Annotated in this window: 15 protein-coding genes and 9 pseudogenes; 15 read left to right on the forward strand and 9 right to left on the reverse strand. The window is 58.7% G+C overall.

Features of this window, described 5'->3' with window-relative positions; translation table 11 throughout:
- Window positions 1-217: 217 nt before the first annotated feature.
- From QDY28_RS17310 to QDY28_RS17330, 5 genes are all read right to left on the reverse strand, one after another.
- The gene (locus tag QDY28_RS17310; protein WP_331382905.1) at window positions 218-511 is read right to left on the reverse strand and encodes a hypothetical protein; all 294 of its coding nucleotides are present in this window, start codon (window positions 509-511) and stop codon (window positions 218-220) included.
- A 21-nt stretch (window positions 512-532) separates the two neighbouring features.
- The gene (locus QDY28_RS17315; protein WP_331382906.1) at window positions 533-742 is read right to left on the reverse strand and encodes a hypothetical protein; all 210 of its coding nucleotides are present in this window, start codon (window positions 740-742) and stop codon (window positions 533-535) included.
- A gap of 391 nt (window positions 743-1,133) precedes the next feature.
- Window positions 1,134-2,051, reverse strand: a complete 918-nt coding sequence (locus QDY28_RS17320) for a sugar ABC transporter substrate-binding protein (protein WP_331382907.1) — start codon at window positions 2,049-2,051, stop codon at window positions 1,134-1,136.
- A gap of 69 nt (window positions 2,052-2,120) precedes the next feature.
- Window positions 2,121-2,882 (reverse strand): ATP-binding cassette domain-containing protein, encoded by a 762-nt coding sequence (locus QDY28_RS17325; protein ID WP_331382908.1) that lies wholly within the window; start codon window positions 2,880-2,882, stop codon window positions 2,121-2,123.
- Window positions 2,879-3,889, reverse strand: coding sequence for an ABC transporter permease (locus QDY28_RS17330; RefSeq protein ID WP_331382924.1), 1,011 nt, complete (start codon window positions 3,887-3,889; stop codon window positions 2,879-2,881). The genes QDY28_RS17325 and QDY28_RS17330 overlap by 4 nt, the downstream gene beginning before the upstream one ends.
- Before the next feature lie 135 nt (window positions 3,890-4,024).
- Here QDY28_RS17330 and QDY28_RS17335 point away from each other — a divergent pair, with 135 nt between their 5' ends.
- Window positions 4,025-4,912 carry a GntR family transcriptional regulator gene (locus tag QDY28_RS17335; RefSeq protein WP_331382909.1) on the forward strand — a complete coding sequence of 296 codons (888 nt, stop codon included), beginning with the start codon at window positions 4,025-4,027 and terminating at the stop codon, window positions 4,910-4,912.
- A gap of 687 nt (window positions 4,913-5,599) precedes the next feature.
- Complete coding sequence (locus QDY28_RS17340) at window positions 5,600-6,718, forward strand: IS110 family transposase (RefSeq protein WP_331382910.1); 1,119 nt, start codon at window positions 5,600-5,602, stop codon at window positions 6,716-6,718.
- A gap of 217 nt (window positions 6,719-6,935) precedes the next feature.
- Here the strand turns inward: QDY28_RS17340 and QDY28_RS17345 are convergent, their stop codons facing one another.
- A complete protein-coding gene (locus QDY28_RS17345) occupies window positions 6,936-7,292 on the reverse strand; it encodes a hypothetical protein (protein WP_331382911.1) in 357 nt (118 codons plus the stop codon).
- 87 nt (window positions 7,293-7,379) lie between these two features.
- Between QDY28_RS17345 and QDY28_RS17350 the strand changes: the two genes are divergently transcribed.
- Window positions 7,380-8,438 (forward strand): LacI family DNA-binding transcriptional regulator, encoded by a 1,059-nt coding sequence (locus QDY28_RS17350; RefSeq protein WP_331382912.1) that lies wholly within the window; start codon window positions 7,380-7,382, stop codon window positions 8,436-8,438.
- Between the two features lie 625 nt (window positions 8,439-9,063).
- Here QDY28_RS17350 and QDY28_RS31020 read toward each other — a convergent pair.
- Window positions 9,064-9,186 (reverse strand): annotated as a pseudogene (locus QDY28_RS31020) (DUF899 domain-containing protein); the annotation flags it as partial.
- A 778-nt stretch (window positions 9,187-9,964) separates the two neighbouring features.
- Between QDY28_RS31020 and QDY28_RS17360 the strand changes: the two are divergent.
- The 8 genes and pseudogenes from QDY28_RS17360 to QDY28_RS17390 form a co-directional block, all read left to right on the forward strand.
- Window positions 9,965-10,516: a DUF1003 domain-containing protein gene (locus QDY28_RS17360; RefSeq protein WP_331382914.1), complete on the forward strand. Its 552-nt coding sequence runs from the start codon at window positions 9,965-9,967 to the stop codon at window positions 10,514-10,516.
- Window positions 10,517-10,921: 405 nt separating this feature from the next.
- Window positions 10,922-11,980: pseudogene (locus tag QDY28_RS17365) on the forward strand (IS630 family transposase); the annotation flags it as partial.
- Between the two features lie 94 nt (window positions 11,981-12,074).
- Window positions 12,075-13,100: pseudogene (locus QDY28_RS17370) on the forward strand (IS110 family transposase).
- 758 nt (window positions 13,101-13,858) lie between these two features.
- A pseudogene (locus QDY28_RS17375) lies at window positions 13,859-13,960 on the forward strand (dienelactone hydrolase family protein); the annotation flags it as partial.
- A 433-nt stretch (window positions 13,961-14,393) separates the two neighbouring features.
- Complete coding sequence (locus QDY28_RS17380) at window positions 14,394-16,166, forward strand: adenylate/guanylate cyclase domain-containing protein (protein ID WP_331382915.1); 1,773 nt, start codon at window positions 14,394-14,396, stop codon at window positions 16,164-16,166.
- Window positions 16,167-16,240: 74 nt separating this feature from the next.
- A pseudogene (locus QDY28_RS31025) lies at window positions 16,241-16,546 on the forward strand (amidohydrolase family protein); the annotation flags it as partial.
- A gap of 199 nt (window positions 16,547-16,745) precedes the next feature.
- Complete coding sequence (locus QDY28_RS17385) at window positions 16,746-16,907, forward strand: hypothetical protein (protein ID WP_331382926.1); 162 nt, start codon at window positions 16,746-16,748, stop codon at window positions 16,905-16,907.
- A 52-nt stretch (window positions 16,908-16,959) separates the two neighbouring features.
- Window positions 16,960-17,292, forward strand: a pseudogene (locus QDY28_RS17390) (helix-turn-helix domain-containing protein); the annotation flags it as partial.
- A gap of 234 nt (window positions 17,293-17,526) precedes the next feature.
- Here the strand turns inward: QDY28_RS17390 and QDY28_RS17395 are convergent.
- Complete coding sequence (locus tag QDY28_RS17395) at window positions 17,527-18,558, reverse strand: IS110 family transposase (RefSeq protein ID WP_331382916.1); 1,032 nt, start codon at window positions 18,556-18,558, stop codon at window positions 17,527-17,529.
- Window positions 18,559-18,630: 72 nt separating this feature from the next.
- Here QDY28_RS17395 and QDY28_RS17400 point away from each other — a divergent pair.
- The 4 genes and pseudogenes from QDY28_RS17400 to QDY28_RS17415 form a co-directional block, all read left to right on the forward strand.
- Window positions 18,631-18,744, forward strand: a pseudogene (locus tag QDY28_RS17400) (IS630 family transposase); the annotation flags it as partial.
- Complete coding sequence (ltrA, locus tag QDY28_RS17405; protein WP_331382917.1) at window positions 18,737-19,960, forward strand: group II intron reverse transcriptase/maturase; 1,224 nt, start codon at window positions 18,737-18,739, stop codon at window positions 19,958-19,960. The pseudogene QDY28_RS17400 and the gene ltrA, both read left to right, overlap by 8 nt.
- Before the next feature lie 80 nt (window positions 19,961-20,040).
- Window positions 20,041-20,529 (forward strand): annotated as a pseudogene (locus tag QDY28_RS17410) (IS630 family transposase); the annotation flags it as partial.
- Window positions 20,530-20,541: 12 nt separating this feature from the next.
- Window positions 20,542-20,907 (forward strand): annotated as a pseudogene (locus tag QDY28_RS17415) (hypothetical protein); the annotation flags it as partial.
- A gap of 274 nt (window positions 20,908-21,181) precedes the next feature.
- Here the strand turns inward: QDY28_RS17415 and QDY28_RS17420 are convergent.
- On the reverse strand, window positions 21,182-21,412 hold a 231-nt coding region (locus tag QDY28_RS17420), incomplete at its 5' end, for a transposase (protein ID WP_331382398.1).

A 21,412-nucleotide genomic window follows, 5' to 3' on the forward strand; every position in this document is an offset into this window, starting at 1 on the left:
ATGGCCCAGCATCGCTGGCAGACCTTCACAAATGGTGAACCAGCTGCGGAGCAGTCGACATGACCATTCCAGGGTGCAAGGTCCAGTCTCGCCTAGCGCGGAACCACTCTTCGAGAAGGGCGCCGAAACGGCGTAGCTCACCAGACGGTCGGACGGATAGACGACTTGGATGTCGAGGCTCTCCCTCGTGCCTGCCGCTCGCCTGCGCCTGAAACCTTTAGAGGCGCTCGATTTCGCTCGCCCTCACCAAGATCTCTTCCTGCTCGAAGCTGGATTCCAGCTGGTGCCTGTACGCCGCCCACCAGCTCCGATCAAGGTAGTCCGCCATCACCTCGACTACGACGATCCTGTCCCGGTCGACCTCGCCACCGTCTTTCCAGAGTCCGTCGGCAGGGGCGTCGACATGCATCGTGACTCCGCCGAAAGCCTCTGTCAGTTCGTCCCGGATGCGTTCCAGTGTGGAACTGCCGTCGCCGGGCACGGGCAGAAGGATCTCAACCAGATAGCTCATCAGGAAACGCCTCGCAGAAAATCACGCAGTGCCGTGTTTGGGGCGTTCTAGCTGCCTTTCCAGGTCTTCCTTCTCCTTTTTGTGGTCCGTGCCGAGCTTCTCGCGAACGCGCGCGATTTCCTCGTCGGACGCCTCAATCGAAGCGCCGGAATCGTCGGGAATTCCGGCACCCGTCTGCGCGATAGTTTCATTCTTTGGGCGGTCGTTCGCCCCATTCGTAATTTTCATCATGGGTGGTTCTCCTTCTCTTGAAGGAACTACCAGCGGACCAGGCGGTTCCGTCCCCGTCCTACCATCTTCCTCTCCGTCCTGATCCCGAGGGCGAGCCCCTCCCAAGCAAGGCGAGGCTCCTGCGATAGACGACGGTTGCACGCCTTTGTGGCCGACGAACTCCGACAATCCCACGCATTTGTACTAACAATTCGGACCGATCTGCTGCCTGCGTGCCTTTAGCCTTGTAGAGGCTGCAGTTCGTATCATCGGCCGACTTTGCCGGTCCCAGAGATGATCCAAGGTCCTCGACGTCGAAAACCCAATGCTGCGAGCCGGCTTGTCTTTCGAGCGAATTCCGCCACTATCCCGGCGAAACGCCTGGAGCTCGACGAAGTCGGCTCCCGGTTCACTATTTGAACTTGTCCATATTGCCTTTCGTGACGAGAGCGGCGCCTGAGTCGATCAGCGACTCGACCTTCTGGCCTTGGATCGACTTGACCAGCGCGTCGACGCCAAGATTCGCCATTTTGGCGGGGAACTGCGCCACCGTGGCATCCTCGATGTCTGCCTTCAGCGCTTCTTCCTCCCCGCAGCAGAAATCGAATCCTACCAGCACTATTTTGCCCGGCGCTATGCCGGCGTTCTTGATCGCGCGCGAGGCGCCGGCCGCCGGCGGCCCGCAAGCGGCGTAAATCGCCTTCAGGTCCGGGTTCTTGGTGAGCAAGTCTTCGGCGACGCTTATTCCAAGCTCTTCGGTGCAATTGGTGGCGCCACGTCCGACGATCTTGACGTCCATACCTTGCAGTCCTTCAAGCATGCCTTTAACGCGATCGTCCAACGCGGGAACGCCCGGTACGCCTTCGAGAATGCCAAGCGTGTCGCCGTCCTTGAGCACGGTTTTCAGATACCCGCCTGCGAGCTTACCGGCGGCATAATTATCGGTCGTAGCCAACGCTGTTTTGTTTTTCCAGTCCGGAATGTTGTTGTCCATCAGCACAACCTTGACGCCTGCCGCGACAGCCTTGTCGAGCGCGCTAGCCACTGTTGGATCGACCGGAGTGATGGCAATGCCCTGTACCCCGTTGGTCACCATGGATTCGATGAGCGAAATCTGCCCTTCGATATCGGTCGCTGACGTGCCCTGGCCGAAGGTGATTTCCACACCCGGATGTGCAGCGGCATAGGCCTTGGCCGCATTTTCCATCGTGGCAAAGAACGGCACCGGAAATTTGGTGATGAAGCCTAGCTTAACCTTCTCCTGGGCCGCGCCGGGCTCACCCGCGACCGCAAGAAGGGCAAGTGCGCCCAGAACTATTTTCAGTTTCATTTCCCTTCTCCCACTTTGGTCGCCTCTAGCAGAGGCGACGCGTTACTCCGCCCCTCCAGGCGGCGGTCCCTAATTCTCCGCCCCGACGATCATCGAAACGAGTTCATGCTTGTTGGCCTCTGTCGGTTTGAGCTCCCCGACTTTACGGCCTTGACGTAGCACGACGGCGCGATCGGCGAGTTCGATGACGTGTTCCATATTGTGGGTGATCAAAATGACCGCATTGCCTTCGGCCCGAAGCTGGGCAATCAGGTCCAGCACCTTGCGCGATTCCCTGAGCCCCAGCGCCGCAGTCGGTTCGTCAAGAATGACGAGTTTTCGGGCAAAGACGGTCGCTCGGGCAACCGCAATGGCTTGGCGCTGACCGCCCGACATCAGCGCCACTGGGGCATCTAATTTCGAAAGCTTCACCTTCAGCCGATTGATCACTGTCGCCGCTTCCTGGTTCATGGCGCGATTGCTGAGAAATCTCAGTGGCTTTGGCAGCCAGGTCGGAAAATCAAGCTCGCGGCCACAGTAGAAATTCTGTGCGGGCGTCAAATTGTCGAATAGAGCCAAATCTTGGTAAACTGTCTCAATCCCGGCACGTCGCGCAGCTGCAGGCGAATGAACTGGCGCTCTTTCTCCATCGAGAAGGATATCGCCTTCGTCGAGCGCATGGATCCCACTGATGCATTTAATTAAGGTCGACTTGCCGGCTCCGTTGTCTCCGAGCAGGGCGAGAACCTCGCCACGATAGGCGTCCAGACTGATACCCTTGAGGGCATGAATTGCCCCGAAGCGCTTCTGAGCGTGGCGGACGGAGAGTGCTGGTTTGCTTGACATGGTCATTGCATCCTCCCTGCCTGCATGACGCGAGCCCGCGCCTCGAGATGGTTGCGCAGCACGTCCGCCTCAACGGCAATGACGATCACGGCACCGATGACGACCATCTGCCAGAATACGTTGATTCCAAGGAGGTTAAGCGCGTTGCGGATGATGCCAATCAGCACAGCGCCGATCAGTGCGTGTCCGAGGTGCCCCCGACCCCCGAGGAAGCTCGCACCGCCGATGATCACGGCCGCGATCGTGTCGAGTTCAAGCAGGTTGCCATAGGTGGGCGAGGCGGCAGCGGTCCGTCCCGAGAGCACGATTGCCCCGATGCCAGCGCAAAGCCCAGAGATAATGTATGTGGCGACAAGCACTTTCTTGATCGGGATGCCCATGTTCTTGGCGGCCTCTGGCGCTCCGCCGACCGCATAAATCCAGCGGCCCGCCACCATTGCCTTAGCCAGCACGAGCAGAAGCAATGCCAAGCCGAGCACGACGTAGAAGGAATTTGGCAGACCAAAGGTCCAGTTACTGCCGAGTGCGTTGATCGCCTCGGGCATACCGCGCATGGTCGTGTGACCTGGGGCGAGTTCCAGGGCCAGCCCGCGGCAGATGCTCAGCGTCGCTAGCGTGATGATAAAAGGATGCGGCAGACGGCCGTAGACAAAGACGAAGCCGTTGATCGCGCCGACGAGGCCTCCGGTGCCGAGCATCGCGAGAATGACGAGCGGTGCCGAGTGGACATGCGCGAAGGTTAGCCCGCCGATGACTGTTGCCAACGCGAGATTGGAGCCGACCGACAAATCGACGCCGCGCGTCAGGATCACAAGCTGTTGGCCCATCGCGACGATCGCTATGACCGCCGTCTGGGACAGGATGTTGCCGAGGTTGACAGGCATGAAGAAATTCGGCGTGACCAGGCCGATAGCTACCACGAGAAAAACCAAGATGAGCAACGGGCCAACGCTGAGGAGCGACAGGGCCACTCCCAATCCATATGCGCGCCGCTCCGGCGCTTCTCGCACCATACTCGACGCTTCATCACCGTTCTGCCGACCGATCGCCAATTTAGCCTCCGGTTTTATATGTATAAGAAACACACCACTTGAAATCTTATACAAGTTGTTTCTTATGTTATAAAATACACGATCGAATTCAGCGGGATGAAGACGGATACGATTTACAAGAAGGCCTTCAACCACGCTCTCGATTTGCTTGAGCAGGTCGAGACGGGTGTGGAATTGCCTACTGAGAACCAGCTCGCCGTGCAGTTGGAGATAAGCCGCACGACCGTGCGAAAGGTGCTTAGGGCCTTCATCGCGCGCGGACTTATTTCGGCAGGTCTGCCCAAAATCAAACTGCACTCGACGGCGGCCGCCTGGGAACGCTATCCCGACGCGGAAACGGTCCAGATATCGGCGCAGGTCGAAAAGAGCTTTATGGAATGGATTCTTAGGGACGATCCGCGTCCCGGGACACTCATCAACGAGCTGGAACTCGCGCGCAAATTCGGCATCGCCACCACCATCATTCGGGAATTTCTGAACCGATTCCAGAGGTTCGGACTAATTGAGAAGCGAAACAATGCAGGCTGGATATTTCGGGGTTTCACGAAGGACTTCGCGCTCGAACTGTTCGAAGTCCGCGAGATGTACGAGCTCCGTTCAGCCAAATTTTTTGCGGAGCTTCAGGACTCCTCGCCTATTTGGGGAGACCTCGGAGCTCTCCGGATTGCCCATGTCGAACTGCTCGCCGATATTGACCGGCGATTTCACGATTTCTCCGAGCTCGACAGCCGTTTCCATCGGCTTGTGAGTTCAGCTTCCCCGAACCGGTTCGTCGACAGTTTCTCTGACGTCATTTCCCTTGTGTTTCACTACCACTACCAGTGGCGGAAACATGACGAGCGGCAGCGGAATGAGATCGCCATCCACGAGCATCTCGCCTATATCGACGCGCTAATCAGCCGCGACATCAATGCGATCGAAGCGGCATGCCGGGCACATCTCCGGTCCGCGCGCGCAACCTTGCTTCGATCTACGCAGGATTGAGGATGGCGTACCGCTGGTTTCTGGCCACACCACCCGAAGGAAGTTGAAGTACATCGACGATATCGTCAGATGTTCCATCCGCAGGGACACCGATGGCACCCGGTGAAACTGTAGCGCTCGCAGTAGGCTATCGGACATTCGGCCGCCGAGCTGCTCGCCTTTTTCCCCCAGCGCGTTTGGCCTTTGACTAGTACAGCAGTCATCATAGGGTGCGATCCGATCAACACGCAAACGAATTCCCATCGTATCATTGCCTAATTTTCTTTGAAAAGATTCCCGCAACCCACTACTCCATCCACCTCCTTCGCGAGGCTTCTTGATGAAATCGCGTGCAGGCCTGAGCTAAGAGACCGCCGCCGCTCGTGAGAGCATCAAAGATTGCACGATGTTCCGATAAAGCCACGGCCAAATTTGCGGTGTTCCGAAATGGCCCTGCAATTTCGCTGACATCGGACTGTGACGTTCGTCACTGGTGATCCGCTCCCAAACGTTGGACCACCGGAAACTAGAGTTTTCCGGCTTGTTTCAGGAAGGCGGGCTGGTTGCGCATACATGCCACTGAACTTTCATTCAGCGGCGATTAGACCGTATGTTTCGCGGTGAAGGTGGCCCGCCCCCGCGGTAAGCTAAATCGGGGGTTGCTCTGGATAGGCCGGAGCCTTGCCCCATGCTTAGCGAGGGCGAACCATGAAAGAAGATAGCGTAATTTTCATCGGCCTGGATACGTCGAAGCTGAAGATTTCTGTGGCCATGGCCGACGGAAGTCGGAACGGCGAGGTACGGTTTTTCGGCGACATTTCCTCGGAGCCGGCATCAGTGGCATCGATGGTCAGCAAGCTTTCCAAGCGCGGAGCTAAGCTTCACTTTTGCTATGAGGCCGGTCCCACGGGTTACGGTCTTTACCGCCAGATTGTCGAACTGGGGCATGATTGCGTGGTCGTGGCGCCGTCACTGGTACCCAAGCGTGCGGGCGATCGGGTGAAGACAAACCGCCGGGATGCCATGAGTCTGGCGCGCCTGCACCGGGCGGGCGAACTGACCGCGGTCTGGGTCCCAGATGAAGGCCATGAGGCGATCCGCGATCTGGTACGGGCGCGCGAGGCGGCCAGCGACGCGCTGAAACAGGCCCGTCAGCAACTTCAGTCCTTCTTGTTGCGTCATGGCCGGATCTATGCCGGCCGCGAACCATGGACGCGTGCCCATCGAAGATGGCTAACGTGCCAGGCCTTCGATCATCCCGCCCACCACATCCTGCTGGCGGAATATTGCCAGGCAGTCGCGGATGCCAGCGTGCGCCTGGATCGGCTGACCAAGCTGGTCGTCGAGACCGCGGCATCCTGGTCAATGGCCCCGGTTGTGGCTGCCTACCAGGCGATGCGCGGCGTCGCGTTCATGACGGCGGTCACCTTTGTCGTCGAAATAGGCGATGTCAGGCGCTTTGATAATCCTCGCCAGCTGATGGCATATCTCGGTCTCGTGCCGTCGGAAAGCTCAACCGGAGAACGGGTCAAGCGTGGCGGGATCACCAAGGCGGGCAACACAAGAGCTCGAAGGGTACTCATTGAAGGCGCTTGGACATATCGCTTTCCGGCTCGCATGAGCCCGAAGATCCAGGCGCGGCTCGAGAGCCTTCCAAGGGCCGTTCGTGAGATAGCCTGGAAAGGCCAGGTGAGGCTTTGCGCGCGCTATCGAAAACTAATAGCAGCAGGCAAGCCGAAGGTGGTCGCGGTCACCGCCATTGCGCGAGAAATGGCAGCGTTCCTATGGGCGATCGGGCAGGAGGTCGCTCCCACAGCAAAAGGCTAAAGGCGAATGCTCAGCTCGAACAAAAACGCTTAACACCGTGCGAACATACGGTCTACGACGACATCGTCGATCATTGCTGCGATGCCTGGAGAAAGCTCGAAAGCCAGCCTTGGCGCATCATGTCTATCGGACGCAGAGAATGGGCCAATGAGTTCTAATCAGTGAGGGCCCGTATGAGGCTGGCGCCCAGCGCGGCTGAAGGCTTCATGGAATAGCCCTAGCAGTTCCGCGATAACGCCTTTGCGAGGATGAGAAACTTCGGTTCCAGGGACTCGGCACGGCGCTCGACGTCAATGTCGCTCTCCGTATCGGGCATTTCGCTCGGGATCGTGAACGACCAAGCGGACGCGCGATTTCGACGACGACGGAAGAGGGCGGCAAGACGATCCAGAATGCCGTGGGCTCCTTCGCCTTCCCTGGCCGCAGGCGAAGATGCATCGTAGTCATCCGGGTTAGCGGAATTACCCCAACGTTCCTCGTAGAGATCCTTGAAGAGATAGTTGGTCAGCATTGATTTATCCTTGCTTTGAATCGATTCAATATTGATCCGCGCTCTTTCCTTGAATCGGTTCAATCCTATGCTTTCAAAATTCTGATGTCAAGCAGAATTGAACCGATACAATTTCATGCTAGGATGTATCGGAAGCAAAAGGAGGATTTGTTGGCCAAGGGCACGATCAGGCTTGCGGATGTCGCCAAGGCGGCGGGAGTATCCCAGGGGACCGCCTCCAATGTGTTCAACCGGCCTGAAGTGGTGCGCGAGGAAGTGCGTGAGCATGTCCTCGAGACGGCAAAGCGGCTTGGCTATGCCGGACCGAGCCTGACGGGGCGGCTGCTGCGGGCCGGAAAGGTCAACGCCATCGGCGTCGCCGCCCTGGAGCCGCTTGCCTATTTTTTCGACGATCCGTGGGCCAGGGCTCTCTTGGCGGCCGTTTCCCAAGTCTGCGATGCCAGCGGCACCGGGCTCGCACTGGTCTCGGCCAAAGACCGGCACAAGCTCGACTGGAACATCAAGAGCGCGTTGGTGGACGGCTTCATTCTGCTGTGCGTGGAAGGCGGCGAAAAGCTCGTGCAATTGACGCGCGAGCGGCAATTGCCCTTCATTGCGCTGGCCTTGAATGACGACGACCCGGCGATCTCTTCCATCAGCGTCGACAATTTGGAAGGCGCGGCTGTCGCGGCCCGCCATTTGGCGGAATTGGGCCACAGGCGTTTTGCCGTGCTCGCAACCGAACTCTCAGACGACCATCTTGGGCCGGTTGGCATCGGCGAGATCGAGCGGGCGATCTATTCCACCTCGCGCAATCGTGCGCTCGGCTATTGGCACGCGCTCGAAGCGTTCGGGATTTCACGCCAGGAGGTGCCGATCTATGAGACGAGCAACGATAAGCCAAGCGTCGAAGCCGGTCTGGACTTTCTGTTTTCTGCGCCTGAGCCGCCGACGGCGATCCTCGCCATGTCTGACAATATCGCGTTGCTGGCGATAAACTGGCTGCGGGCACGGAGCCTTTCGGTTCCCGAAGACGTCTCCGTCATTGGCTTCGATGGCGTGCCGGAAGGCGGCATGGTGGAACCCGGCCTGACAACGATGGCCCAGCCCTTTGCAGAAATTGCACAACGCGCGGTGCGGGCGGTCCTTGACGATGCCATGCCCGCCGAGCGCGAGGTGATCGGCGTCACCCTGGTGGTGCGTGGCAGCACCGCGGCACCGAGGCAATAACTTCGCAAATAGTGCCACTTGCCAGATTTCGCCGGGCGTTGTTCCCTCTGCTAACCCACCAGCTGTCCGCCTTCTGGAGGACGATGCGCTGCTCAAATCGAGGCGATCGCCGAGACCTACTGGCATATCCATCGCCAGCATCCCTCCGCCCTTCCAGGATGACAAGAACGACCTGATCCGCGCTGTGCAGGAAGATGCCGAGCTCCGAGGTTCTTCGCCACCATCCGATGTGGTCGAGATCGGACATGGAGGAGCGCGGCGTGTCATGAGTGCTCACAACGAACCACAGGTTACGAGCCAATGCGCAGTGATAAGGAATGTAAGCTTGCCTTTTAAGAGGAGGCAATAGGGCCGATCCCTCGTGCAGACCGGGCCTCCCCTTCGCCATCACGTCAGGGCTGAGCATGGCGGCGGGTCGAGTACAATCCTGATCTCTGGCCGTCGATCAAGCGGCCGCTCATTTGTTTGGGCGGTTTTTTCGCATGAGCATCGCATCCTCATTGAAAGGGCAGGGTAAGCGGAATGGCATCGAATCATATCCATCACGCGCTCGTCCGCGTCGAAAAAGGCATTAAGCGGATTCGAGAGGATTTCCAGGCGGAGAAGCAAAATGCTCCCAAAATGCTCAGTAATAGAGCTTCGGGTACCAGTCTGTGCCGCGGCCGGCCGGCGTCATGTCCAGAATGTTCCAGAGTGGCGCGATGTCGACCGCCCCCCTTGGATCCTGGCCGGGGTCCGCCGCTTCGGTCGGCATCTCGCCATTGTAAAAGACGCGGACATCTTCCCGTCCGGTGAGATGTCGGCGGACTTCGATTTCCTCCGCCAGTAGGGCCGTCCTCGCCTCGGCGTAATCCGGAGATTCGTTCGTGAACTTGCTGGCACGTTTCGCGGCCAGTTCCTTCGCGGGTCTCAATTCGCTCGTGTCCATGTGCTCGCTCCTTGGATCAATTCCGACCGTCTCGCGATGCGACCGCCAGTCGGCCATCTCTGCTTGTTGTCGGAATTGGCGGGCGCGCATGATGGTTTTCCGCGCCCTGACTGATGGCTGAGCCCCCAAACCTCCTCACGCCTCGCGTTTTTTGACCAGCGCCCTCAGAGCTGGAATTTACCCATGTCGCCCCACAAAGAATTAGAATGCTCTTGTTAACTAACAAGTCGAAAGAAGGCATTCAGCCTTTTTTCGCCTTCCGACTACTCACAGGATCGCGCTCGACGAAACGTGTCACCGGCGCGAGGCAGCAGATTCTCGCCTGCGAACCATTGCTTGGCCAAGCCGGAGGAAAGACCGCAGATTGAAGAGTCTGGAAACTTGATAGCTGAGCTATTTCTTGAGCGAGAGCTTTCATGCTTCGCGAAGTACCGGATGCTGCAGGTCACGGTTAAACAGGATCGTGAACTGGGACTGAATTGGCGGCTGCGCAGCAACCTTGCTCCTGGGACTGAGTTAGTCATCGAATGAGACTTCAGGGGACCGCCTTTTCGGCAAAGGTCGAGGCGAACAGTCTCCAAATTTCAGGATTTACGCAATGAACGACGACCATCCGGAGCGCAAAAGCCCAACAACACCGGCCGCGGAAGGATTAACGCCTGCCTTGGCCCGTAACATCGAAGCTATTATGCAGCGCCGCCGGGAGAGCCAAAATGCAGCGTCTGCTCAGGAGCGTGCCGCTGCTTTGATCAGCAAGTTTGCTGGTTCCATGATGTTCGTCTATATTCACATCGTGTTTTATGGCGTCTGGATCGTTGCCAACATAGGATTGCTCCCGCAGGTGCCGCCCTGGGACCCCTCTCTGGTGATTCTCGCTATGGAGGCGTCGGTCGAGGCGATCTTTCTCTCGACGTTTGTCCTGATCAACCAGAACCGAATGGCTGCACAGGACAACATTCGCGCCGACCTCGACCTCCAGATCAGCTTGTTAAACGAACACGAAACGACACGCCTCATCGCGATGGTCGAAGCCATTGCAAACAAACTTGAAGTGCCGACCGAGGCGGACCATGAAGTTGAAGAGCTAAAAAAAGACATTGCGCCGGAAGCGGTACTGGATCGCATCCAGGCGGAAGGGGAAGATAAGTAGAGTGTTACTGGTCGCACTGCGAAGCCCGGCCCTGGGCTGATGTTGGGCGGGTCGTCTGTGAGCGAGGCCGGCCAGATCTCACGCATAGCCGCGCCGTGCATAGCATGCCCTCGGTCTATAATCGGGATCCCGTTCATGGCGGCCGTCTGCAAGGCCCGACGCCGTCTGTGCAGGCCTAAGTCGTGAGATCCTGTCGGGTTGAACCATCGCGTCAGCGCTCTATGGTTAAGCCTTGGGATTGAGGGCGTTATGAATGATGCGAGGTAGCCCTTTGCCAGGGGTATTCGCTCACATCCTACTGGTGAAGAAGATTACCTCGGGCGCCGAGCGCCAGGACCTAGTCACCTGAAACTAAAGTAGGCATCATTATATTATGCTTCTGTTGCAACGGCAGGAGTTTGATTGATGGTCGGCAGGCAAGCAGACCTCGTCGTTCTGAGCGACGAGGAGAGGAATGAATCTCAGGTGCGCTGGCACAAAGCGCCACGCTCGTTGTCGGATCGATGCCGGATGGTTTTGCTGTGCGCACATGGCCTGCAGAGCAAAGATGTTGCCGAACGCCTCGGCGTCCACGAGCATACGGTTGGCAAGTGGCGCCGCCGGTTCGCGCAGCATGGCATTGATGGGCTGACAGATGAATATCGTGCCGGTCGGCCACGAACCGTCTCTGACGTGCAGGTAGCTGAGATCATCGAACGTACGTTAAACACCACTCCGAAGGATGCCACGCACTGGTCTATCCGTTCCATGGCTGCCGACAGCGGGCTATCGCACACCACCATCCGTCGAATATGGACCGCATTTGGTTTGCAGCCACACCGCTCGGAGACATTCAAGCTGTCTTCCGATCCGCTGTTCGTCGATAAGGTACAAGACATAGTCGGCCTTTACATGTCGCCACCGGACCGGGCGGTCGTGCTTTGCGTGGATGAGAAGTCGCAAATCCAGGCACTGGATCGCGAGCAGCCAGTTCTGCCCATGGCGCCGGACATCGCCGAGCGGCGCACCCATACCTATGTCCGCAACGGCACGACATCCCTGTTCGCCGCGCTCGACGTTGCGACTGGCGCCGTGATCGGCCAGTGCTACAAACGTCACCGAGCGACCGAATTCCTCGACTTTTTGAAGCGGATTGACGCCGAGATGCCCAACGGGCCGGACGTGCATCTGGTGGTGGACAACTATGCGACCCATAAGACGCCGAGGATCAAAGCCTGGCTCGCACGCCGGCCGCACTGGCATGTTCACTTCACTCCAACTTCGGCCTCCTAGATCAATCACGTCGAGCGGTGGTTTGCAGAGCTGACGCGAAAGCAGTTGCAACGCGGCGTCCATCGTTCCACCGCGGAACTAGAAGCCGACATCGACGCGTTCATTACAACACACAACGAGAATCCCAAGCCATACACGTGGGTGAAATCCGCCGACCAAATCCTCGCCTCGGTCAAACGGTTCTGCCAGAAAACAATGAGCCGAACTTCAGATTATGGGATGGCCCGCCCCTCTCCGGAGCGATCGGTTAGATTGCTCTTGTTGCAAACGAGAGAGGAACGGAGCGATGTCTATATTCGTGCTTGGAATTGATCTCGGCAAGAACGTGTGCAGCCTCCTCGGGTTGAATGAGGCTGGTGCCGTTGTTCTACGCCGTCGCCTTCGTCGTGACGGCGTTGCGGATTTTGTCCGCAAGATGCCGCCCTGCATTGTGGCGATGAAGCCTGCTGCGGAGCGCATCACGTCGGTCGGGTGCTCGGCGCCATGGGCCACACGATCCGTCTAATGTCGCCGGAATATGTCCGTCCCTATGTCAAGGCTAATAAAAACGACGATCGGGACGCCGAGGCGATCGCAGAAGCCGCAACCCGGCCGACGATGCGCTTCGTGCCGGTCAAGAGCGAGGCGCAGTCGGACATCCAGGCGCTGCATCGTGCGCGTGCGCGCCTGGTGGCCGAACGTACAGCGCTCATCAACCATCTGCGTGCCCTTCTTCTGGAGCGGGGGATCGTCGTGGCACAGGGACGGCGCAAACTCGAGGATACGCTGGCAACCTTCGCCGACGAGGAGGACACGCGACTGTCGCCGCGCATGCGCCTTCTGATCGGGGATTTGCGTGCCGAGTGGCGCGGACTCGATGAGCGGATCGCTGCCTTTGACGCCGAGTTCGTGCGCATGGCGCGCGAGTATGCCTCTGCCCGACGTCTGGCGACGATCCCCGGCATCGGGATCATCAATGCCACCGCGCTTACTGCGGCGGTCGGCGATGCACAGAACTTCGGTCGCGGACGTGATCTTGCCGCTTGGCTGGGGTCTGACACCGCGGCAAGCGACAACGGGTGGCAAGCCGCGGTTGCTGGGAATCTCCAAGCGCGGCAATCGCTACCTGCGAACAAACCTGATCCATGGCGCGCGAGCGGCGCTGCCACATATCGCGGCACAGGATACGCCGCTGGGCCGATGGGTGCGCAGCCTCTCACAAAGAGTGCACAAGAACATCATCGTTGTGGCGCTGGCGGCCAAGCTCGCCCGCATCGCGTGGGCAGTGCTGCGGAAGGACCGCGGCTTCGAGCCAGCGATGGCGGCGGCATAGGACTGTGACGAGCATTGGCGGCCGACGAACGGTCGCGGCAATCTGCGGGTGGTGATAAGAAGATGGCCTGACAGTCGAACGGCAGCTTGGAAACCTGGGCAACTTGAACGGTCGTCTGAGACCGGTCAGATTATGAGGACCAAGCTGCGCGGATCTCCATCTTGGCCGAGGCGAGACCTCGAGACCGGATACGTTGACGCAGACTGAACAGAGCTGTCTTTCAAAAAAACCCTTGCGGACGGGGCGGGCCATACGTTCAGGTGACTAGCCTCTCGGATCATTCAGTCATATCCGCATGGCGTGAAGGACGAGGATGGATTGTTGCGGCTGCTCATTGATCTTTGATCGAAAACCGGACTAACTACCCCACGTCCACTTTAGTCTTGTCGGCCTTCGATCGCGTGACGACTGAACACGCCTGACGCCAAGCATCAAAGCGAAAAACTCGTGAGCAAGTGGCATATCGTCCGCGAGAAAACCCGTCATGGCACATAAACAGCCATCTCGCGAGGCGCTGGTGCATGTTGTATCGACCTGCCGCCAAAGCCGCATGAGCCAGTTGCATCTCTCGCGTGTGAACGTAGGGCAGAAAGATCAGACGAGCTGCCTCTTCGCGCAAAAGGGACAGAAAAAGAGCTGGTAGGCAGTTCTAGGCCGTCTCCTGAAACCTGCATGAAAGTTCGATGCGGCGTCTGATCGACGCCGAGGTCCACCGGTTATCCGCTAATCCTTTCGTGTGCAATTTGATAGATTTCAGCGATCAGCACCACTTCGCCGACAGCTCGCTACCGTCGTACGAAGCGGATGCGACCGCGCTGCTAACCATCCGAGTGCTGGCGTTCCTGGATCGCGCCTGTTGACTCATTCACGAAATGTCGTCCCACAACGTTCTTACGAGGAAACGAGCTACAAAGCCGGAGCAGTTGAAGAGGGATTAGAACCAACGACCCTGCTGTTACAAAAGTCCTGCGCCTTTAAGTTTTTCAACAACATACATCGACTTCCTCAATGTACCGACCTTTGGCGCCGGAAACGGACTGGCAACTTAACCCTGCGAATCTTCAAAGAGCGGCCATTCGGTGGCCGCGGACATCCTTGCAACGTGACCCTGACGAGCTTTAGGAACGACCGCGTCGAACGGTGGGAACTTCATAGAGCGGTCGTCATGTGGCTAAGAGCTCGGATACGTCCACATGAGCTATAGCCGACCCGATCCAAGATCGCTCCGACCGGTGGCTATAAGTTCTTTCTTGCCCGATATCTCCCTGCTATCGTAGACGTGAGGAGACGGCCATGAGCGAGAACCGAAAGCTGGCTGCAATCCTTGTGGCAGACGTGGTCGGGTACAGCCGCCTCGCCGGCGCCGACGAGGACCGCACTCTGGCGAGGTTGCGGGCGCTGCGCAGCGATCTCATTGATCCGGCGATCGCCGTGCACCATGGTCGCGTGGTGAAGCGCACCGGCGATGGTGCGCTGGTCGAGTTCCGCAGCGTGGTGGACGCCGTGCGCTGCGCCATTGAGGTGCAGAACGGTATGGTGGAGCGCAATGACGGCGTGCCGCAGGACCGTCGCATCGAGTTCCGGATCGGTATCCATCTGGGCGACGTCGTCGAAGAAAGCGACGGCGATCTAATGGGCGACGGCGTCAACATCGCCGCGCGGTTGGAGGGCGTCGCCGCGCCCGGCGCGATCTGCCTGTCCGAGGATGCATATCGTCAAGTCAAGGCGCGGATCGACCTTTCGATCAGCGATCTCGGCAACACGCAGCTCAAGAACATCGCTGAGCCGATCCGGGTCTATTCGCTGCACGTCGGCAGCGCAGGGACCAAGGCAGCCGCGACCTCGAAAACGGGAACGAGCCAAGCGGCGACGGCAGCGTTGCCTAAGCTCTCGATCGCCGTCCTACCCTTCGCCAACATGAGTGGTGACGCCGAACAGGACTACTTCGCCGACGGCATCTCGGAAGACATCATCACGGCGCTATCGAAGATGTCGCAGCTCTTCGTCATCGCCCGCAATTCGTCGTTCACTTTCAAGGGCAAGAACGTCCAAGTGCAGGAGGTGGGCACGAAGCTCGGCGTGCAGTATGTACTTGAGGGCAGCGTGCGCAAATCGGGAAACAGGGTACGGATCACCGCGCAGCTCATCGACGCGACCACCGGCGGGCATCTATGGGCGGAGCGGTTCGATCGCGACCTGACCGACATATTCGCGGTTCAAGACGATGTCACGCAGCAGATCGTCGACGCGCTCGCGGTCAACCTGACAGAGGGCGATCGGCAAAGACTGGCGCCGGGGCAGGCCCGGCACCCCGAGGCTTATGACTGCTTCTTGCGTGGCCGTGAGCTGTGGCATCGGCTGACGAAGCAAACGAACAGCGACGCCCGCGACCTTTTGCAACGTGCCGTCGAACTGGACCCGAACTTCGCCTCGGCGCACGCCTTCCTCGCCCTTACCCACGGGCTCGATTACCTGAACCGGTGGAGCGCGTCGCCGCAGCGCTCGATCGAGCAAGCCGAAGAGGCTGCGACGCTGGCGGTAGCGCGTGATGATAGCGATCCCGTGGCGCACTGGGCGCTGAGTATGGTCAACCTTTACTCGCGACAGCACGATGGAGCCATCAGCGAGGCCGAGCGTGCGATAGCCCTCAATCCGAACTTCGCCGAAGGGCAGGTCAGCCTCGGCGAGGCACTTCTCTATTCAGGCCGATCCGAGGAGGCACTCGCCTATTTCGATCGGGCGAGGGTCCTGAACCCATACTTTCCGGATATCGTTCTCCACTTTCAGGCCTGGGCCCTGTTTCAACTGGGAAGGTACGAAGAGGCCGTCGAACTGTTGCTGCAGCGCGTGAGCCGCAACCCCGTCACCGATGTCTCGCGCGCGCTTCTGGCGGCCTGTTACGGGCACCTCGGCCGTTTCGAAGAGGCTCGCGCGACGTGGCAAGAGGTGCTGCGCGTCAATCCGAACTACTCCTTGGAATACCGTCGCAAAGTATTGCCCTTCAAGAACCCCGCCAACTTCGAGCTCGCCATAGAGGGCCTGCGCAAAGCAGGTGTCGTACAATGACGGGTCATCAAAGTGCGGCTGATGAGCACCATGCGCGCTTCCAACACGCAGGTCGTAGGCACTAGACGGATCGGATCAGCGACCAGGCCGCCGGAAGGCGATTACCGGGAGAGCCGCTTCGTTCAGCCATCCCAGCGCGGGTTCACTTTGCACTCGGCACCGATCTCGTCGGCGCGCCAACCCATCCTCTGAAGGAGGCGGCCACGGAATTCGTATTGGCTGTCGAGCACGGCATGGCTGCGGCAGCCGCGCTGCGCGCCGGAACGATCGTCGCCGCCGAGGTGCTCGGCATCGAGCGCCTGACCGGCTCTATCGAAAAGGGCAAGTTCGCGGATCTAATCGCTTTGCCGCACGATCCCCGCTCGCAGATCGAAGTCGTCAAGCGACCCCGTTCCGCCGGATCGACCGGTCGGTCCGGCTGTCAGGGGTTATCCCTCGACACTCCCGCCGGCCATCAATTTTTCCGCCGGCGGGCTTTGGAAAAATCGGTTCCCCCGCTTGCGAGCCGCGTTCCGCGGTCCTTGACCCCTCTTTGCAACGGAGCGGCCGATCTCCGTCATCAACGAAGGAGATCTCACTATGACACCCGATCAGAACCTTCTGCTCTACACCAAGCTTGCTGGCTTCCGGCTCGTCGTCCTCGCAAACCCGTTCGGCTGCGAGACTGACTTCTTGCGAGCCCTTCACGATCGCCTGATCGAAGGGCTAGAGCAGATCCTGCGATTGATGAATCGATTGTGAAGTGACGGCGCAGGCCAAAGCTGATTCAACATCCACTTTGGAGAGGTGGATGATGGCACGAGCGTTGAGCGATGATCTTCGATTGCGCGTATTGAAAGCGTCTGCGACAGGCATGTCCGCACGACAGGCTGCCGCCCGGTTTGGGGTTGGGATTTCGACGGCAATCCGCTGGATTGCAAGAGCCAGAGAAGGCGAGCAGACGGCACGGCCACAAGGTTGGCGAAGATCCTCGAGCTTGGATGCACACGAGGCGTTCGTTTTCGGAATGATCGATGATCGCAAGGACGTGACGCTCGATGAAATGGTCGAGCGGCTTTGCGCGGAGCGGCAGATGCGCATCAGCCGTAGCGCGCTTGGTGCTTGGCTACGACGCCGCGGCTGGAGTAAAAACGTATGGCCCGCCCGTCTGCCGGAGGATTTTACGGTGTTCTGATCAGTTTGCGTCAACGTATGCGGTCTCATAGGCTACACCCATGGCCAAGATGGACATCCGCACGTCGGCACCACGTGCCATTTTTTAATCGGGCTTTCCAAACGTCGGTCAACTGTCAGGCCATCTTCACGATCCTTCCTGCAAACCTCATTGGGCTACGTGCGCGATAGCATATAGCCGATCCGATTATGCCGTCGCTACCGAGTGGCAGCGTTCAAAGCGTGTCTCCTTGCGTAAAGCCGCCCAGGCGATACGCGCCAGCTTGTTGGCCAAAGCCACCACTACTGCGTTCCGATGCACACCTCTCTCGATCATTGCTGTCAGCCATCGTCCTAGAGGCGTGTCGCTTTTTGAAAGCGATGGCAATGCCGCGCGCGCACCATGGATGAGCAAAGTGCGCAGATATGTGTTGCCGCGCTTGGATATTCCGAGCAGCCGAGGTTTGCCGCCCGTGCTGTATTGTCTCGGAACCAAGCCAAGCCAGGAGCCAAGGTCTCGGGCCTTGGCAAAGCTGCTTGCATTACCTACCGCCGCGACCAAAGCCGCGTTGAGCACCCCAATGCCGGGGATCGAGGTCAATCTACGTGTGGCGGCATCGTTGCGCGCCAGTTGGACAAACTCGTCGTTCAGCGCCCCAATCTTCGCGTCGAGCTCCTTCCATTCGGCACGCAGCCCGTCAATCAGCTGACGCATGCGGGGCGACAAGGTCTCATTGCCCTCGGAAAGCATGCCATCCAATTCAAGCTCGAACTTTCGCCTGCCAGCAGGAAAGATCACCCCGCGTTCCAGCAAGATCGCGCGCAACTGGTTAAGGAGGTTCGTTCTTTCGGCTACGAGGCGCGAACGTACCCGATGCAGCGTCTGGATGTCTAACTGCTCCTGGCTCTTGAGTTCGACGAAGCGCATTGTCGGTCGTGAGGCGGCTTCGGCGATCCCCTCGGCATCGCGGTCATCGTTCTTCTGCGCTTTGATGTATGGGCGAACATATTCCGGCGACATCAACCGGATCTGGTGACCTTGCGCCATACACAGACGTCCCAGATGATGCGCACCGCAGCATGCTTCCATTGCGACCACGCAGGCCGGTAGCTTCGTCACATAGTCGATCAGCGTCTGCCGGCGCATGGTACGACGAACGACCACCGTACCGGCTGCATCGACGCCAACTATGCTGCAAGAGTTCTTGCCCAGATCAACCCCAAGAATAACAATAGACATTGGCTCGTTCCCTTTCTCTTTCCGATATCCAGCATCGTACTCGATGCTGGGTGAAAGGGCGGGCCATTCCATAAGTTCGCACATGCATTGGAGCAGGATCGGCCGGATATCCTGAAACGGCGACGTGCCTGGTTCGATGGTCAGCTTGATCTCGATCCCGATAGGCTGATCTTTATAGATGAGAGTGTGCTGCAGATACGAAGCTTATAAAGCGGTCAAAGCCAACCATGGCGCAGCCGGGGTAGACGGCGAGACTTTGGAAATGTTCGAGAAAGACCTTGCGAGAAATCTCTACAAGATCTGGAATCGGATGTCGTCCGGAGCCTACTTTCCGCCACCGGTGCGTGCCGTCTCCATTCCAAAGAAGGCTGGAGGCGAGAGGGTTTTGGGTGTGCCCACGGTCAGCGATCGGATCGCGCAGATGGTGGTCAAACAGATGATTGAGCCGGATTTGGACTCCGTCTTTCTTCCAGACTCATATGGGTACAGGCCGGGGAAGTCGGCCTTGGATGCCGTCGGCGTGACACGCCAGCGGTGCTGGAAGTATGACTGGGTTTTGGAATTCGACATCAAAGGACTGTTCGACAATCTTCCGCACGATCTCTTGCTGAAGGCGGTCAGAAAGCACGTTACATGCAAGTGGGCTCTGCTCTACATCGGAAGATGGCTGGCAGCGCCGATGGAGAAGAATGGTGAGGTTTTGACGCGAACGTGCGGCACCCCGCAAGGCGGTGTCGTCAGTCCCTGCCTCGCAAATCTCTTCATGCACTATGCATTTGATTTGTGGATGACGCGGATGCATCCCGACCTACCATGGTGTCGATATGCCGACGATGGTCTTGTTCACTGCCAGAACGAGCAACAAGCCGAAGCCCTCAAGGTGGAGCTGGGTTCTCGGCTGGCAGCGTGCGGACTGCAGATGCATCCGACAAAGACCAAGATCGTTTACTGCAAGGATCAACGGCGCCGAGGAACGTATCCGAATGTCGCTTTCGACTTTCTCGGGTATCAGTTCCGGCCGCGACGGGTGGCGAACACACAGCGGGACGAGTTCTTCTGTGGCTACACGCCTGCGGTCAGCCCAACGGCACTGAAGTCGATGCGGGCGACGATCAAAAGTTTGAACATCCCGCGGCAGACGCCGGGGACGCTGGCTGAAATCGCCCGACAGCTCAATCCACTCCTCCGGGGATGGATTGCCTATTATGGACGGTACAGCCGTTCGGCCCTGTCCACTCTGGCTGATTACGTCAATCAGAAACTCAGGGCTTGGATCAGGCGAAAGTTCAAGCGCTTTCAGTCCCATAAAACACGTGCCAGCCTCTTCTTGCGAAAGCTGGCGCGGGAAAATCCGGGGCCGTTCGTACATTGGAAGGCGTTCGGAACGACAACGTTTACCTGATGGGAGCGGTGTGAATCGAGAGGTTCACGCACCGTTCTGCGAGAGGCCGGTAGGTGAAATTCCTCCGGCCTACTCACCCCGGCCTGTCGACCAAAATGGCACGCCTGCGCGGACGCGCAATTCGAGGCGAGCGTTGTCGGGCTGGCATGCCGCACGGCCATTGGAAAACAACGACATTCACCGGCGCGCTGCGCCTCACAGGCATGACTGCACCCTTCGTCTACGATGGAGCGATGAACGGCAATGTCTTCCTGGCCTATGTCGAGCAAGTGCTCTCGCCGACGCTTCACACCGGCGACGTCGTCGTTATGGACAACCTGCCGGCCCACAAGGAAGCTGGAGTGCGCGAAGCCATCGAGCGCGCCGGCGCCAAACTCATGTACCTGCCGCCCTATAGTCCCGACTTTAATCCCATCGAAAACGCATTCTCGAAATTGAAAGCTATGTTGCGAGCAAGAGCGGAGAGAAAGATTGATGCGCTATGGGACGCAGTCGGTGCCCTGCTACCTCGGTTCACCCCTGGAGAATGCGCCAACTACTTCAGAGCTGCAGGATATGACCCAGATTGAACAGGATCTGCTCTAGAGGCTGGAATTGGCCGCCTGCAGATCCTCATGGCCTTGGAGCGCAGCGTTCTCACCGGAGACGACGAGTTCGCCCAATATAAGTTAGAGGGGGAGATCGAGATTTTTCAGCGCTTCACCATCAACCTGCTGCACGATCTGGAAATCGATTTCGACACGCACGAATACCGCATCAACGGCGGTGACTGGATGAATGCTTTGACGGCTGACTATACTGGGGTCGATCTCGACTATTCGCAACCTATCGCCCTGACCCTAGACGAACTCGGCGCCCTGACGCCGATTCTCAAGGACATCACACGGGAAACCGGGATTGGCGTCCATGCAGCGCGCGCTGTTCACGAATGGTCCGCAGGATCCTGACCGATCCTGCAGCGCAGTCCAATTCCCAAGGCAGCCAAGGCAGCCTCTATCGGAGTCGAACCTCAGAGTGACATCCTCTCGGTGCGCCGTTCGTGAACACGTGGATCGCCGATGGACGAAGCGACGCCATGCTGAGCAGCTCTGAGCCGCCCTCTCCTCGACGATGCTGTCATCTCTCATCGGGAAGGTTGCGGCCGTTCGTCACGACGCAACCTGGCGCCGCCAGAATTTTCCCCGCCGCGCTGCGGCTCCTCCCTCTAGGAAGTGTGGACAGTTATCTGATCCATAGGACGATTGCTGCGATAGTGACGACCGCGAGGTAGTTTTCGGCGGTTTTCTCGAAGCGTGTAGCGACCCTTCGGAACTGCTTGAGTCTCGAGAAGCAGCATTCGATCAGGTGGCGCTGGGCATAGAGGTGCTTGTCCAGCGGGTATTTTTGCGCGCGGGAAGGATTGTTGGGGATCACCGCCACAGCGCCTTTATCAGCGATGGCATGGCGCAGGCG

It is taken from the genome of Rhizobium sp. BR 362, from assembly GCF_036528765.1.
GTDB lineage: Bacteria > Pseudomonadota > Alphaproteobacteria > Rhizobiales > Rhizobiaceae > Rhizobium.